The following is a 14,396-nucleotide window of genomic DNA, read 5'->3' on the forward strand; positions in this document are numbered from 1 at the left end:
GCCCCCACCCTTCGAACGTGCCGGTGATGGCGCCACGGTAGGCGCGGCACGGGCCGCCGGATCGAGTTCAGGGCAGCCGATGTGGACGGCCGGTCCCGCGGAGGTAGGGCTGTGGAGCCGGTGATGCCGGGACAGACCGGCGTGCCGGTCGGGCCTTGGGTTACCTCAGGTCGAGGCGCCGGCCTTTGCGGGGGTCTTCGTCGCCGTCGTCGACTTGCTCGAGTCGCCGCCCGAACTCGAGGAGGAACCGCCGTCGGCCGCCTTCCCGTTGCTCGTGGACTCCTTGGCCTCGGCGGGCTTGCTGTCGCTCTTGCTGCTGTCCTTGGCCGCGCCGGACTCGGTGGTGGAACTGGAGCCGCGAGCGTCGTTTCGGTAGAAGCCCGAACCCTTGAACACCACGCCGACCGCGGAGAACTTCTTGCGCAGCACCCCCTGGCACTGCGGGCACTCGGTCAGGGCGTCATCGCTGAACGCCTGGTAGATGTCGAAGGCGTGCCCGCACTCGGTGCAGGCATAGGAATAGTTCGGCACGTGCCCTCCGCTGGGATAACCGCGGCCCGGATACAGCAGCCGCCAGGGGGATTGTAAACGTTTCGGAGCGAAGTTGCCGTGACGTGGCCCACCCCGACGTGCAGCAGGGGTGTGACGGCGTCGCGCGGCACCGCCCGCGGGGAGTGTCGGCACCGCCCGTGGTGAGTGTCAGGCACCGCCCGCGGGGAGTGTCAGTTGCGCGCCGGACCATCGGCCCGCGTTACCCTGCCCAGTGTGAGTCCTCTCTCGGTCATGCGTCGCGTCTCCCTGGGGCTGGCTGCGGCCCTGGTGGTGGTGCTGGTGGCCGGGTTGATCACCACCGTGGCGCTGGTGCGACGCCCGCTGCCCTCCCTCAACGGGGAGTTCCGTGTTGACGGGCTGGCCGAGCAGGTGGACGTGATCCGCGATGAGAACGGCATCCCGCGCATCTACGCCCACAACACCGACGACCTGTTCCTCGCCCAGGGCTACGTGCACGCCCAGGACCGCTTCTTCGAGATGGACTACCGCCGGCACCTGACCGCCGGGCGGCTGTCGGAACTGGTCGGTGAGGCCGCGGTGGCGCCGGACACGGTGATCCGCACCATGGGCTGGCGCGCGGTGGCCGAGGAGGAGTGGGAGATGCTCGATCCCACCGTGAAGGAGTACCTGGAGTCCTACACCGAGGGCGTCAACGCCTACCTGCAGGGTCGCCAACCCAGCCAACTGGCGCTGGAGTACACCGTGCTGGGCTTCAGCGTCGAGGTCGAGGACATCGAACCGTGGCACCCGGTGGACTCCCTGGCCTGGTTGAAGGCGATGGCGTGGGACCTGTTGGGCAACTACTCCGACGAACTCCAGCGCGCCGCGGTGTTCGGCCAGACCGATGATCTGGAGATGGTCGAGGCGCTGTTCCCGCCCTACCCGACCGACCGGAACCTGCCGATCCTGCCCACCGACGCCGAGTACGAGGCCCATGCCGCGGCACGAGAGACCAACCCGGACCAAGCGGCCGACGACGGCGAGGACGGCGAGGTCGAGGACGCTGATGCGGGTGCGGACGGCGGCGCCGGTGCGTTGGCCCAACTCGATGCCCAGGAGGCGGTCGAGTTCGCCCTATCGGCGCTGACAGCGGTGCCGCACGCGCTGGGGGAGGGCGATGGCGTGGGCTCGAACTCCTGGGTGATCGGTGGAGAGCACACCGCTTCGGGGATGCCCCTGCTGGCCAACGACCCGCACCTGGGAGTTTCTGCGCCGGGCATCTGGTACCAGGTGGGTCTGCACTGCGTGGAGGTGAGCGAGGCGTGCCCGTTCTCGGTATCGGGGTTCTCCTTCGCCGGTCTACCCGGTGTGGTGATCGGACACAACGACCACCTGGCCTGGGGGCTGACGAACCTGGGTGCCGACGTCTCGGACTTCTTCCTCGAGCGCCTCTACCCCGACGGCACCTACCTGCACGACGACGAGCGGCTTCCCCTCGTGGAGCGGCGTGAGGTGATCGCGGTCAACGGTGGCGAGGACGTGGCGATCAACGTGCGCAGCACCCCGCACGGTCCGATCATCTCCGACGCGATCCATCAGACCCGGGAAGCCGCCGATACTCCCCTGCCGGAGGATGCTCCGCCGATGGGCCTGGCAGGGTTCGGGGTGGCGCTGTCCTGGACGGCGCTGGAACCCGGCCGCACCGCCGAGGCGATCTTCGCGATCAATACCGCCACCGATGCCGAGGACATCGCCGCCGCGGCCGCGCTGTTCGAGGTGCCCAGCCAGAACATCGTGTTCGCCACCACCGACGGCGACATCGGCTACCAGGCGCCCGGGCGCATCCCGATCCGCGCCGATGTGGCCGACTCGCCGGTGCCCTCCGACGGCACCTGGCCGCGACCGGGCTGGGACTCCCGCTTCGACTGGCAAGGTTTCGTCGAACCGGAGGACATGCCCGCACAGACCAACCCCGATGAAGGGTTCATCGTGGCCGCCAACCAGCCGGTGACCGGCCCGGCTACCGGCCCCTTCCTGGGTGTGGACTTCGACTACGGCTACCGCTCGCAACGAATCCGGGATCTGATCACCGCCCAGATCGAGGCCGGTGCACGGTTAACGGCGGCGGATATGAACGCGATCCACCTGGACGATCACAACCCCTACGCCGAAGTGCTGGTGCCGGTGCTGCTGGAGGTGCAGATGGAAGACGCCTTCGTGGCCGAGGCGGTGGAACTGTTCGAGGAGTGGGACTACCGCAACGCCCCGGATTCGGCGGCAGCAGCCTACTTCTCCTCGGTATGGGTGAACCTGCTGAACCAGACCTTCTGGGACCAGATGCCGGTGACGGACCGGCCCACCGGGGGCAGCCGCTGGCTGGAGGTGGTGACCCACCTGCTGGAGGACGAGGACAACGAGTGGTGGGACAACCGGGCCACCCTGACGGTGGTGGAACAGCGCGATGAGATCCTCTCCCTGGCCCTGCGTGATGCGCGCGAACAACTGACGGTGAGTCTGGGCAAGGATCCGCAGTCCTGGCAGTGGGGCCGGTTGCACCAGGCCGCGCCGCTGCACCCTGTCCTCGGTGAACAGGCGCCTGGCCCGATCCGCTCCTTCGTCAACCCGGACCCGCAAGAGGTGGGCGGCGGATCGTCGATCGTCAACGCCACCGGGTGGGACGCCTCGGCATGGGAGGGCGGCTATCCCGACTACTCCGTCACCACCGTCCCCTCGATGCGCGCGGTGGCAGACCTGGCCGACTTCGACGCCTCCACCTGGGTGTCCTTCACCGGCAACTCCGGTCACCCGGCAGCCGATGCCTATGACGACCAGTTCGGCGCCTGGGCTGCGGGGGAGACCTTCACCTGGCACTACTCCCGTGCCGCGGTGGACGAGCACGAGGCCGATACCCTCACGCTGATCCCGGCCCACTGACCCCGCCGGCCCCGTCCGGCCGCCCCGGATCCCGGAGCCACCCGCGTTCGCGACCCGCCGCTCACCGCCGTAACCGTCCAATTGGGCGGTTGTGGCGGGCTTGGGGGTGGTGGGGTCGCTGTAACCGTCCAATTGGGCGGTTCGGGCGGGTGCGCGAGGGGGTGCGCGGGCGCGCGGGCGCGGGGCGCGCGGGGGCGGGTGCGCGGGGGCGGGTGCGCGGGTGCGCGAGGGGGCGCGCGGGCGTGCGCGGGTGCGCGTGCTGGGGAGGGAGCGGGCGGCTCAGGCCAGGGTGCGCACGCCGTTCGGGGTGATGACGCCGTGCACGACATGGTCGTGCTCTGCCCGGGGCAGGGGTTCGTCACTGATCTCATCGTCATACGTCAGGGCGTAGATCGGTGCGCCCGGGGTGGCGTGGCGCAGCACCCGGTCATACCAGCCGCCGCCCTGCCCGATCCGGAAACCACCGGTGTCCACGCTGAGCGCGGGCACGATGATCAGGTCCGCCGCGCGGATCGCATCCTCACCCAGGCCCGGCCCGGCCGGCTCCGGAGGGCGCCCGGGCGCACGAACCTCCAGCGGCTCCCCGGGCCGGTACTGCGCCCAATCACGGCTCAGCCCGGCCCCCAGCATCGGCATCAGGATCCGGATATCGCGCTCGTGCATGCGTGCGATGAGCGCTTCGGTCCCCGGCTCGAACCGGCGCGAGGCGTAGATCGCCGAACACCCGACACCCTCCAGGAGGGCTTCGGCGTGTTCGGCGATCTGCTGGGCGGCCTTCGCGCACTCGCGCTCGGACCGTTCCCTGCGGTGTGCCCGGATGGCTTCACGGAGCAGGATCTTGGCGTCCTCGACCTCCAGGTCTGTCCCGGGAGGGAGGGTGCTCGACACTGACCACATACGCCAACTCTCTCATTAGTCCGATGAGGTTGTGCACCGATAACCTGCACCCATGTCATGTGCTTGGATCCGGACCGAAGAGATGCAGCGCCGATGAAGTCGGTCTCCGCCCATCTGCGGGCCATCCTCGACCTGCTGCAACCGCTGCCCGCGCTGGCCGTGGTGCTGCACGACGCCGTGGGTTGCGTGCTCGCCGAGGACATCCTCGCCCCTGCGGACCTGCCCCCTCGTGACGTGGCCACCCAGGACGGTTATGCGGTGCGTTCGGTGGACGTGGCCGGAGCCAACCCCGACCGCGCGGTGAGCCTGCGGGTGCTCGATGAGGTGCGCGCCGGCGCCCGGGACACCGAGCGCCTGGTCGCGCTGTCCTCGGTGCGGATCGCCTCCGGCGCACCGATTCCGGCCGGGGCGGACGCCGTCGTCCCCTTGGAACGGACCGACCGGGGCATGGCCACCGTCGAGGTCCGCACCGAAGTGGGCCCCGGGACGAACGTACGCGCCCAGGGTGCGGATCTGCGGGCCGATCAGGTCGCCATGGCTGCCGGGGAACGCGTGGGGGCCCGGCAGGTCGCGCTGCTGGCGGCGCTGGGCCGATCGCGGGTGAGCGTGCATCCGCGGCCGCGGGTGGTGCTGGTGTCGGTGGGCGATGAACTGGTGGAGCCGGGCCGGCGGATCAGCACCGGTGAGGTCTATGACGCCAATGGTCATGCCCTGGCCACGGCCGTGCAGGACGCCGGTGGGTCCACCTTCCGGGTCGCGGCGGTGCCGGATGAGCGCACCAGCCTGCGCGAGGTGCTCGAGGACCAGTTGGTGCGGGCGGATCTGATCATCACCACCGGTGGCCTGTCGGCCGGGGCCAACGACACGGTCAAGGAGGTCCTGTCCCCGCTGGGCACGGTCCGGTTCGACAACGTCGCGATCGCGCCGGGCCGTCAGTTCGGAGTGGGGGAAGTGGGCGAGGGCACCCCGATCGTGTGCCTGCCGGGCAACCCGGTGGCGGCGCAGATCGGGTACGAGGTGTTCGTGCGCCCGGCGTTGCTGTCCATGGCCGGGCACGCCGATCTGTACCGGCCGACCGTGACTGCCGCGGTCACCCAGGGGTGGTCCTCCCCGCTGGAACGGCGTGAGTTCGTCCCGGTGCACCTGACCGGGACCCCCGATGAGGGCTACCGCGCCGCTCCGACCGGGGACCCGCTGCTCCTGACGTCGATGTCCAGGGCCAACGCGCTGGTGGTGGTGCCCCAGGACGTGGGCCACGTGGCCACCGGCGACCGACTCGCCGCGATGGTGCTGGAGAGCTGACCATGCCTCCGGGTCGGGCGGGGCACGGCGCACCGCGCCAGGGGCCGGGTGGGGGAGCGATGCCCCGACCACCCCGGGTGGGTCGCGGCTCCCTGCGGCATGCGGACCTGCGCCACGGCCTGCGCGCCGGCGACCTGGTGCTGCGCCGGATGAATCGGAGCGACCGGGCGGCCTGGCAGCGCCTGCGAGAGTCCAACCTCGACTGGCTCACGCCGTGGGAGGCCACCAACCCGGGCCCGCCAGCGCCCTCGATGACGTTCGCGGAGTACGTGCGCCAGCAGCGCGCCCAGGCCCGCCAGGACATCGGGTACGCCTACGTGCTGGAGTGGCGCGGGCAGGTGGTGGGCCAACTGACGATCGCCGGGGTGGCCCGGGGTTCCCTGCACTCGGCGCACATCGGTTACTGGATCTCCGAGCACGTGGCCGGCCGGGGGCTGATGACCAGGGCGGTCGCGTTGGCGATCGATCACTCCTTCGGCGCCCTGGGGCTGCACCGGGTGGAGATCAACGTGCGCCCGGAGAACGCGGCCAGCCTTCGGGTGCCGCAGAAGCTGGGTCTGCGTGAGGAGGGGCTGCGCCGGCGCTACCTGCACATCCAGGGGCAATGGCGCGATCACCGCAGTTTCGCCATCACCGCCGAGGAAGCCCCTGGCTCCATGCTGGATCGGCTCCCGGCCCCGGAGTGACGGCGGGAGCCGGTCGAACCCGGCCCTGCGGGCTTTGCCACACCGGTCTTGGCCATGTCGGCACCGACACGCCGCACCGGCTGATCGATTCGCCCGCCCGGCGGTTCTACCGTCAGGAGGGTGAGCACGGGACAGGTCGAGAGCGTCGCAGGGTTCGTCCTGCTGGCCATCGTGCTGATGTCTCTGGGCTACCTGCTTCCCGCGCTGATCCGCTCCCGGCAAGTGGTGAGCGATGCGCGGGTCGATGACCGTTTCTCCACCAACCTGCGGGTGCTGGCCCGCGCCGGTGGAACCCCACCCCGATACTCCAGCACCGCTCGGGTGTACCTGCACACGCCCAGCGCCCGTGAACCGGAGGCCCCGATGGACCGCCAGCCCGCCCCACCCGCCTCGCGCAGCGCCGCCGAAGCCCGCCGGGTCGCGGCGATGCGCGCCGCCCGCGCTGCAGCGGCGAGCCGACGTGCCGCGGCCGCACGCCGTCGTCGGGCCTTGCTGCTCGGCCTGGTGTTCCTCACCGCCGCGTTGTGGACCCTGTTCGTCACCATCACGCTGCCCATCGCCGCCCCGATCGCGGCTTCGGTGCTGTTGGTGGCCGCCGGGGTGGCCGGGCGTCGCGCCGCGGTCCGGGCCGCGTTCGCCGAGACCCGCGAGGCCGAACGCACCGACCGCACCACCCATACCGACCGCACGGCCCGCACCGGCCGTAACCCGCGTCGGCGCGGCGGCACCGCCGGCGCCGAGCGAGCCGAGCAGGAGAGTCCGACGACGGCGACCGGTCCGCTCGCGGTGCGCCACGCCCGCCGTAGTTCCCAGGGCGAGGCCGCCCCCGTTCCCGCCGAGACGCAGGAGCGCGGCGAGGCCACGAAGGCCGGGGTGGCCGACGACGGAACCGGTCAGGACGCACCGGTCGCCCCGCCCACGCGCACTCCGGTCAGTGAACGCACGGGAAGCCTGCGGATCTCGGTGGATCCGGCCACGATCGACAATCCGGTCGCCATGGACACAGCCGATGGTTGGACGCCCGTCCCGGTGCCACGGCCCACCTACACCCTCAAGGCTCCTGCGCCGCGCCGGGACGTGGCCGCCTATGAGGCCCCGCAGTGGGAGCCCGCCCCCGCACCGGCCGATGCGGAGGTGGAGCGGGAGCTGACGCTGGCCGAGGTGGAGCAGACGGTGCGCGCGCGCACCGATGCCCAGGCGCCCCCGGCCACACCCGAGCAGGTTCTCGCCGAGCAGGAGTCCGCCCGGCTCGACACCCAGGGTGAGGCTGCCTCCGCCGCCGGGGCTGCGTCGTCACCGGCTCCGGTTGCGGCCACCGGCACCGATGAGGCCAAGCGGCCCACGATGGATCTGCAGTCGGTGCTGGAGCGCCGCCGCGCCGTCGGGCAGTAGTCCGCGACCGGCGGTAGTACATGGAGCCGTCCGGGCTCCGTCGCGGAGTGGGCCGCCGCGGGCGCGCCCGGAGTGATGTGGTCCGCGCCACCAGGGGTGGGAATCACGGGGCACCGGGTGATAATCTTGAACCTGCCCTGGGGCTATGGCGCAGTTGGTAGCGCGTCTCGTTCGCAATGAGAAGGTCGGGGGTTCGAATCCCCCTAGCTCCACCAGATGCGATGTCGCAAGACGTCGCCGAAGGCCCGAACCCCGTCTGAGGGTTCGGGCTTCGTCGTGTGTCGGGGCCGGATCCCGTGCTGCTGCTATGAGGTCACAGTGACAGTGCGGGCAGGGGTTGCCGGTCTGAGCCGGATGGCGATGAGGCTGATGGCTATGGCGAGGAGGAAGTAGCGAGCAGGTAGCGGAGCGAGGCAGATGACTCCTCCGACAATGAGCAGGATGGATGAGCCGCTGGCCATGAGGCCGCCTCGGAGCGTGGCGATTCCGTAGAGGAGCCCACCGAGTCCGAGGAGGGCGTAAGAGAAGACGAACCCGGCCATCACCGAGGGTATGCCGGTCTCCAGCACGTGGGGGGCCACCTCAGCGAGACCGGGCACCACGAACACGGCGCTCCACACTCCTCCGGCTGTCATGACGGCCCCGACCGTTGCGAGGATGAAGCCCGTCAGCCCGGGACCGGGGATGTGGTCGGCTTGTCGGGCGTGGAGGGCGATCAGACCGATCAGCAGCGCGATGACGGCGCTCAGCGCGAGTACCGCAGCGATGATGCCGGTGGTGGAGGCGAGCGCCTCGGGTGAGTTTCCTGCACTGAACTCGGCGATGATCGACGCGACGGCCAGCGGTCCGGCGGCCATGGCGATCGGTCGGGCGGTCTTGATGAACCGGTCCATTGGAGTTCCTTTCATTGCTGGCGGCGACCCGGTGGTGGTCGCCTGGTCGCAACGTATAGACAGAGCAGTACGGGTTTCCTCACCTCCAGGGAGGTTTGATGTCCCGCCTCCGGTGGAGTGGGTTCAACCGTCAGGGGGAGGCCGGAGACCGACCGGCGGGATACATTCACCTTGTGGACCAGTTCCGCAGGCTCCTGGATGCGTTGAGGCGGGTCGATCATCTCTGGGTCGACTGGCTCCCGGTGGCCGCCCTCCTTCTTCTCAGTCAAGTTGATCCCAACGTGGCCGAATCGGGAGCGTTCACCGATACGTCCCCGCTCCTCATGGGGGCGTTCACGGTGGCCACAGTGCTCCCGCTCGGCTGGCGTCGTCGCCATCCGCTGACGGGTGATCGGAGTCATCGCCGCATCGGTCACGTTGTGGGGCCTCGCGGTCGGCCCAGTGGTGACCTTCACCAGCTTTCTCGCTCTGATCCTGGCCGTTTACGCGGTCGCCGCCTACGGCAACCTGGTCAGGGCGGTGGCCGGAGCGTTGGTCACCGCGGTGGCGGTGACGGTGCAGGCGCTCACCGACGATCAGCCAGGGGTGGCCAACGACTGGATGTACCCGCTGTTCTACTTCGGCGGTGCCTGGCTGCTGGGGCGCGCGGTTCGCCGCCGGGACGAACGGAACCGGACGCTTCGCGAGTTGAGCCTGCGCCTGGAGCGCGAGCGTGAGCAGGAAGCCCGCCTCGCAGCAGCCGAGGAGCGGACCCGGATCGCTCGCGAACTGCACGACGTGGTCGCTCACGGGGTGGGTGTGATGGTGGTGCAGGCCGAAGCAGCCGAGGAGATCCTGACGACGCGCCCCGACCTGGCGGAGAAGGCTCTCGCACAGATCCAGACCAGCGGCCGAGAGGCGCTCACCGAACTCCGTCATCTGCTGGGTGTTCTTCGCCAGGAAGCCGACGGTCCGACCACCGGTCCCCAGCCTTCGATGGCAGATCTGCCGGCCTTGGTGGCGCAGGTCACCGACACCGGACTCGACGTCACGCTCACCGTCCGAGGCGAGGAGCGCCCGGTAGGTGCCGGCGTCGAACTCTCTGCCTATCGAATCGTCCAGGAGGCTCTCACCAACACCCGCCGGCATGCTCGGGCCACCCAGGCGAAGGTTGATATCAGGTACGGACCGGATCAACTCGAACTCCTGGTCACCGACAACGGCACCGCCACCACCGGAGACGGTGAACTCGGCTCACATGGTCATGGCGTAGTCGGCATGCGTGAACGGGTCGCCTCGTACGGGGGGTCCTTCGAGGCCGGGCCGATCGCAGAAGGTTTCTCAGTACGCGCAGTCCTACCCACGAGTTCAGACGGATGATCCGCGTGCTCCTGGCCGACGACCAGACCCTCGTCCGTGAGGGATTGCGGATGATCCTCGACGCCCAGGAGGACATCGAAGTAGTGGGAGAAGCAGCCACCGGAGCCGAAGCGGTCAGACAGGCACGGCTGCTCGCGCCCGATGTGGTCCTGATGGACATCCGCATGCCCGAGATGGACGGCCTCGAAGCCAGTCGGCGAATCCTCGGCAGCCCCCACCAGGGCACGCCGAAGGTGTTGGTCCTCACCACGTTCGACCTCAACGAATACGTCTATATGGCGATGAAAGCCGGTGCCAGCGGGTTCATCCTCAAAGACGCCCCCCGTCGACAACTCATCGAAGCGGTCCGCATCGTGGCCGAGGGCGACGCCCTGCTCGCGCCGGCCATCACCCGAAGGCTGATCGAGGAGTTCGTGACGAGGCAACCGCCGACCAGCGGCGTCCCGCCCCAGTTCGAGACCCTCACCGAACGGGAGTTGGACGTGTTCCGGCTCATCGCCCGCGGCCACAACAACCAAGAGATCGCCGAGAAGCTCTACCTGGGGCGGGCCACCATCAAGACCCACATCGGTCACCTCCTCACCAAGCTCGACCTACGCGACCGTGCGCAACTCATCGTCCTCGCCTACGAGACCGGGCTCATCCAGCCAGGAGACACCAACTGACGATCTATGGTGTGGCTGTTCGGCCGGATCCGACGGGTCCGCGGCTGATGGTCGGTCATCGGGTCACATTCGTGACGGCCGGTGCGTCATTCCGGTAACGGCTACGGAAGGAAGGGCGATCGGTGTGAATCAGACGGAGGTCTTTGAGCGGGAGCGGCCTCGATTAGTTCGCCTGGCAACCGGTGTGCTGAACGATCACGCCGAGGCCGAGGATGTGGTGCAGCAGGGGTGGCTGCGGTTGGAACGTTCCGACACAGACATCGACTGCCTCCCGGCGTGGTTGACGACGGTGACCACCCGCCTGTGCCTGGACCGGCTTCGCTCCAGGACGCCGGTGCCGGTGGAGGAGATAGAACCAAGCAGCCTCGCGCCCGATGTCGCGGAGGAAGTCTCCCTGGCTGACACGGTCGGCGTCGCCCTGCAGGTGGTACTGGATCGGCTCTCGCCGCAGGAGCGGGTGGCGTTCGTGCTGCATGACAGTTTCGGTTTCGAGTTCTCCACAGTTGCCGCCATGCTCGAGACCACACCGGTGGCGGCCCGCAAACTGGCCTCCCGGGCCCGCGCGAAGGTGCGCCAGCCCTCGTCCCAGGACCAGGCGTCCAACTGGGAGGTCGTTGACGCGTTCATGGCAGCAGCGCGTAACGGGGAGTTCGAGCGGCTGATACGGCTTCTTGCCCCTGAGGCCGTGGTCAGTGCCGATGCCGCCGCGGTCCTCGTCGGCACGCCGGAGCGGATCGAGGGCCGTCACGAGGTGGCGACGTTCTTCAACGGCAGCGCGCACGCTGCGCTGCCGGTCTACATCGATGACCGGCCTGCTGCGGCCTGGTTCCACCGAGGAGAGGCGAAGGTCGTCTTCGATTTCACGCTGCGCAACGGGGTGGTCAGCACGATCACCTTCCGCGCGGAGCCCGACGTGCTGGCCCGGGTGTCGCGCCGCGAGGGCCCAGAACGACGCTCCTGACCTCGGCGGTCACACTCGCCGGTTCCTGCTCGTCACCACGATGTAGGACTCACCATCACCACTACCACCAGAGGGAAACGACCATGAAGACGATGACCTGCCACCAACTGGGAGGGCCCTGCGGCCTCGAACACACTGGCGAAACTGCCGACCACGTGATCAAATCCCACGACCGCCACCTCAGGGAAGCGGTGAAGGCCGGCGATGCCTCCCACCAGCCGGCCCGTGACGCCATGAAAGGCCGCTGGCGCCATCCGAAGAAGTCGCTCGATTGGTATCGCGATGTGCAGCACACCTTCGCCGACCTTCCCAGGAACTGAGAACCCCGCCATGACGTGCGTACGGAGGCGAGAGTCCCATGACCCCGGGTCGAGGACGCCAAGCAAGAGACCACTCGTCAGCGCCGCATCCCGCGTCGCCGTGGACAAGTTGCAGAACGGTGAACGCCGACCATGCTGCTGGCCCGGATGCAAACACCGGGAACCCGGCCGGCTCAGAAGATCACGCCCGTGATCATCAGTACGCCGAGTATGCCCACAACGCCGTTTCCGATCAGCGTTGTCAGGTGTCGAAACCGTGCACCGGTCCGCCGGCGCAGGATGGCTCCAGCGAGCACCAACAGAAGCTGCCAACTCAGTGATGCCAGCGCGACCCCCGCCACGAACAGTCCGGCAGCGACAGTGGAGGTCGAGAGTGTCGATAGGCCGGTCACGATCGCCGCGAAGTAGACCAGGGTCGCAGGGTTGATCGCCGTCAGGCCGAGGAACAGCAGGTAGCGGTGGCTGGACCGCGTGTGGCTGGCGTCATCGCTCGGCCTGGCCTCGAGGATCGAGCGTCTCGTCCGGACCAGGTTCCAGGCGGCGAGCGCGACCAGGGCTGTGCCACCGGTGATTCCCGGCCACGGAGCCCAGGTCGCGATCACCGGCGCGAAAGCTGCACCTGCCGCTACAGCGGTAGTGCAGTAGAGCAGGTCCACGGTTGCGACCGCGAGAGCTGCGGGTGCACCGCCGGCCCACCCCCGGAGAGTTCCCTCGTGGATCAGTAGGACTCCGATGGCTCCGAGAGGGACCGCCAGAGCCAGCCCGGCGACCAGGCCGGCCCCGAACACGGCGATGAACTCCATGCCGACGAGTGTCAGGGCTACCGGACGAGGTAACTGCACGAAGGTGCCCCACCGTGAGATAATTCGCCATGTGGACCGTCTCAACGAGCAGATCATCAGCATTCTTTGCGTGGATGGCCGCGCTTCGTTCAGTGCGATCGGGCGACAGGTCGGCTTGAGTACCAATGCTGTCGCGGTCAGGGTCCGACGCCTGGAGAACAGCGGTGTCATCGTGGGTTATCGAGCGGTGCTGGGCTCCGACGTCCCCGAGAGCGCCACTGGGCTGGAGGCGTTCATCGATGTGCGCCTGCATCCGGACCGTGATTCAGAAGAGTTTCTCGCTTGGGCGGTCGGAGTTCACCAGATCATCGACGCGGTGCACGTCACCGGCCCCTACGACTACCTGCTGCGCGTGCGCGCCAGAGACACCGCAGCGCTCGACCGTCTGCTCAGACTGCTGAAGAAGGACGCCGGAGCTGCCCAGACACAGACCCGGCTCGCTCTCCGAGAGGCAGCTGGGCCGGCCCCGTCGCCGTAGCGCCGCGTGCCTCGAGGCTGCCGGCTGGCACCACTCAGGCGCGCGCCCAGATCCGTAGGCACCGGGCCATGATGTGGAAGGGGAGTGCGTTCGCCTGCGTCTGGTCCACCGTGCCGGCCAGGTGCACCCCGAGTTCGGGGCAGGTGAACAGCCAGGTGCCGGTCGAACCTGAGTGTCCCACGAGGGTGACCGGAGCGCGCGAGGGTGACATGAGCCGGTTCACCGTGAAGATCATCGTGCCCAGCCCGTAGCGAAGGCCCGGTGCGTTGCGCAGCCGGTTGGCGCGTTCGGTGAGCAGGTTCGGGGTGCCGGGATCCCGGAACGGATGACCAGCCACCAGTGCCCGTTCGAACGCGAGCAGGTCGCCGGTGGTGCTGATCAGGTCGTTGCTGGAGGCTATGACGCCGTCAACGGTCACCCGGCGGCGCCGGGCATGCAGCGGCGCCGGGGCCGGCAGGTCCGGTGCCGCGGGCCGACCGGCGGGATGCCAGGTCCGGTCCAGGCCGAGCGGGACGGTGATGCGCTCGGTGAGCAGATCGGGGAAGGAGCGGGCGGTCACCGACTCCAGGATGCGGATCAGTAACTGGAACCCGGTGTCGGAGTACCGGGCCCGCTGTCGGGGCGCACCCAGGTCCTGCGGATCGAAGTGCGGGCGTTGCTGGTTGCGGGTGATGTCGAGGACGTCGTCGAAGTCCCAGGAGGTGTCCTTGCCCGCGCGCAGTTGCTTGAACAGGCTCGGTGCCCCGCGTCGTCGTTCGAAGAAGTCCGGCAGGCCGGAGGTGTGGCTGGCGAGGTGGCGCACGGTGATCTCGCCCGAGCGGTCCCCTCCGCCGCGCACGTGCAGCCCGGTGGTGACCGAATCGGGCAGGTAGGCGGTGATGGGTGCGTCCAGGTCGATTTCGTCGCGTTCGTAGGCCTGCAGCAGTAGCGTGATGATGAACCGCTTGGTGATCGAGGCGATGAAGAACGGTGTGGAGGGGCGGATCTGCAGTTCGTCGTCGGTCGGTAAGGCAGCACCTGACCAGGACCGCCCATCATCGCCGGCGATGGCCAGGTTGACGTGGTGCAGCCCGGACCTGGCGCTGAGGGTGCGCACCAGGTACTTCAGGCCGGCATCGACGTCAGCGCTGACGCGGTTGTCGGGTGCGAGGAAGGTGCGCCGTGGCGTTCGCATC

General features: G+C 69.1%; 14 protein-coding genes and 1 tRNA gene. 10 read left to right on the forward strand and 5 right to left on the reverse strand.

The features are described from left to right. Positions 1–165: 165 nt before the first annotated feature. Positions 166–531, reverse strand: a complete 366-nt coding sequence (locus tag ACO0LV_RS08160; RefSeq protein WP_424787391.1) for an FmdB family zinc ribbon protein — start codon at positions 529–531, stop codon at positions 166–168. A gap of 234 nt (positions 532–765) precedes the next feature. Here ACO0LV_RS08160 and ACO0LV_RS08165 point away from each other — a divergent pair, with 234 nt between their 5' ends. Further along, positions 766–3,426 carry a penicillin acylase family protein gene (locus tag ACO0LV_RS08165; RefSeq protein ID WP_424787392.1) on the forward strand — a complete coding sequence of 887 codons (2,661 nt, stop codon included), beginning with the start codon at positions 766–768 and terminating at the stop codon, positions 3,424–3,426. 279 nt (positions 3,427–3,705) lie between these two features. On the opposite strand, the gene ACO0LV_RS08170 is transcribed toward ACO0LV_RS08165, so the two are convergent. After that, complete coding sequence (locus ACO0LV_RS08170) at positions 3,706–4,323, reverse strand: 5-formyltetrahydrofolate cyclo-ligase (protein ID WP_424787393.1); 618 nt, start codon at positions 4,321–4,323, stop codon at positions 3,706–3,708. Between the two features lie 93 nt (positions 4,324–4,416). Between ACO0LV_RS08170 and glp the strand changes: the two genes are divergently transcribed. The 4 genes from glp to ACO0LV_RS08190 all read left to right on the forward strand — a co-directional run bounded on the left by glp (position 4,417) and on the right by ACO0LV_RS08190 (position 7,918). Next, on the forward strand, positions 4,417–5,625 hold the full coding sequence (gene glp, locus ACO0LV_RS08175; protein WP_424787394.1) for a gephyrin-like molybdotransferase Glp: 1,209 nt from the start codon (positions 4,417–4,419) through the stop codon (positions 5,623–5,625). 59 nt (positions 5,626–5,684) lie between these two features. Next, positions 5,685–6,311, forward strand: a complete 627-nt coding sequence (locus ACO0LV_RS08180) for a GNAT family N-acetyltransferase (RefSeq protein WP_424787395.1) — start codon at positions 5,685–5,687, stop codon at positions 6,309–6,311. A gap of 120 nt (positions 6,312–6,431) precedes the next feature. Beyond that, positions 6,432–7,703: a hypothetical protein gene (locus ACO0LV_RS08185; protein WP_424787396.1), complete on the forward strand. Its 1,272-nt coding sequence runs from the start codon at positions 6,432–6,434 to the stop codon at positions 7,701–7,703. 139 nt (positions 7,704–7,842) lie between these two features. Beyond that, positions 7,843–7,918: transfer RNA gene (locus ACO0LV_RS08190), tRNA-Ala, on the forward strand. Positions 7,919–8,008: 90 nt separating this feature from the next. Here ACO0LV_RS08190 and ACO0LV_RS08195 read toward each other — a convergent pair. Continuing rightward, positions 8,009–8,596 carry a hypothetical protein gene (locus ACO0LV_RS08195; protein ID WP_424787397.1) on the reverse strand — a complete coding sequence of 196 codons (588 nt, stop codon included), beginning with the start codon at positions 8,594–8,596 and terminating at the stop codon, positions 8,009–8,011. 387 nt (positions 8,597–8,983) lie between these two features. Between ACO0LV_RS08195 and ACO0LV_RS08200 the strand changes: the two genes are divergently transcribed. From ACO0LV_RS08200 to ACO0LV_RS08215, 4 genes are all read left to right on the forward strand, one after another. After that, positions 8,984–9,955, forward strand: a complete 972-nt coding sequence (locus ACO0LV_RS08200; protein WP_424787398.1) for a sensor histidine kinase — start codon at positions 8,984–8,986, stop codon at positions 9,953–9,955. Further along, positions 9,952–10,620, forward strand: coding sequence for a response regulator transcription factor (locus ACO0LV_RS08205; protein ID WP_424787399.1), 669 nt, complete (start codon positions 9,952–9,954; stop codon positions 10,618–10,620). The genes ACO0LV_RS08200 and ACO0LV_RS08205 overlap by 4 nt, the downstream gene beginning before the upstream one ends. 124 nt (positions 10,621–10,744) lie before the next feature. Beyond that, positions 10,745–11,581, forward strand: coding sequence for a sigma-70 family RNA polymerase sigma factor (locus ACO0LV_RS08210; protein ID WP_424787400.1), 837 nt, complete (start codon positions 10,745–10,747; stop codon positions 11,579–11,581). A gap of 83 nt (positions 11,582–11,664) precedes the next feature. Continuing rightward, positions 11,665–11,901, forward strand: a complete 237-nt coding sequence (locus ACO0LV_RS08215) for a hypothetical protein (protein WP_424787401.1) — start codon at positions 11,665–11,667, stop codon at positions 11,899–11,901. A 173-nt stretch (positions 11,902–12,074) separates the two neighbouring features. On the opposite strand, the gene ACO0LV_RS08220 is transcribed toward ACO0LV_RS08215, so the two are convergent. Beyond that, a complete protein-coding gene (locus tag ACO0LV_RS08220; protein ID WP_424787402.1) occupies positions 12,075–12,557 on the reverse strand; it encodes a hypothetical protein in 483 nt (160 codons plus the stop codon). Between the two features lie 217 nt (positions 12,558–12,774). Here ACO0LV_RS08220 and ACO0LV_RS08225 point away from each other — a divergent pair, with 217 nt between their 5' ends. Then, positions 12,775–13,221, forward strand: coding sequence for an Lrp/AsnC family transcriptional regulator (locus ACO0LV_RS08225; protein ID WP_424787403.1), 447 nt, complete (start codon positions 12,775–12,777; stop codon positions 13,219–13,221). Positions 13,222–13,255: 34 nt separating this feature from the next. Here ACO0LV_RS08225 and ACO0LV_RS08230 read toward each other — a convergent pair whose 3' ends face one another. Continuing rightward, a complete protein-coding gene (locus ACO0LV_RS08230; protein ID WP_424787404.1) occupies positions 13,256–14,395 on the reverse strand; it encodes a serine hydrolase domain-containing protein in 1,140 nt (379 codons plus the stop codon). Position 14,396: the final 1 nt, after the last annotated feature.

It is taken from the genome of Pseudactinotalea sp. Z1739, assembly GCF_049725055.1.
GTDB lineage: Bacteria > Actinomycetota > Actinomycetes > Actinomycetales > Beutenbergiaceae > CALKWS01.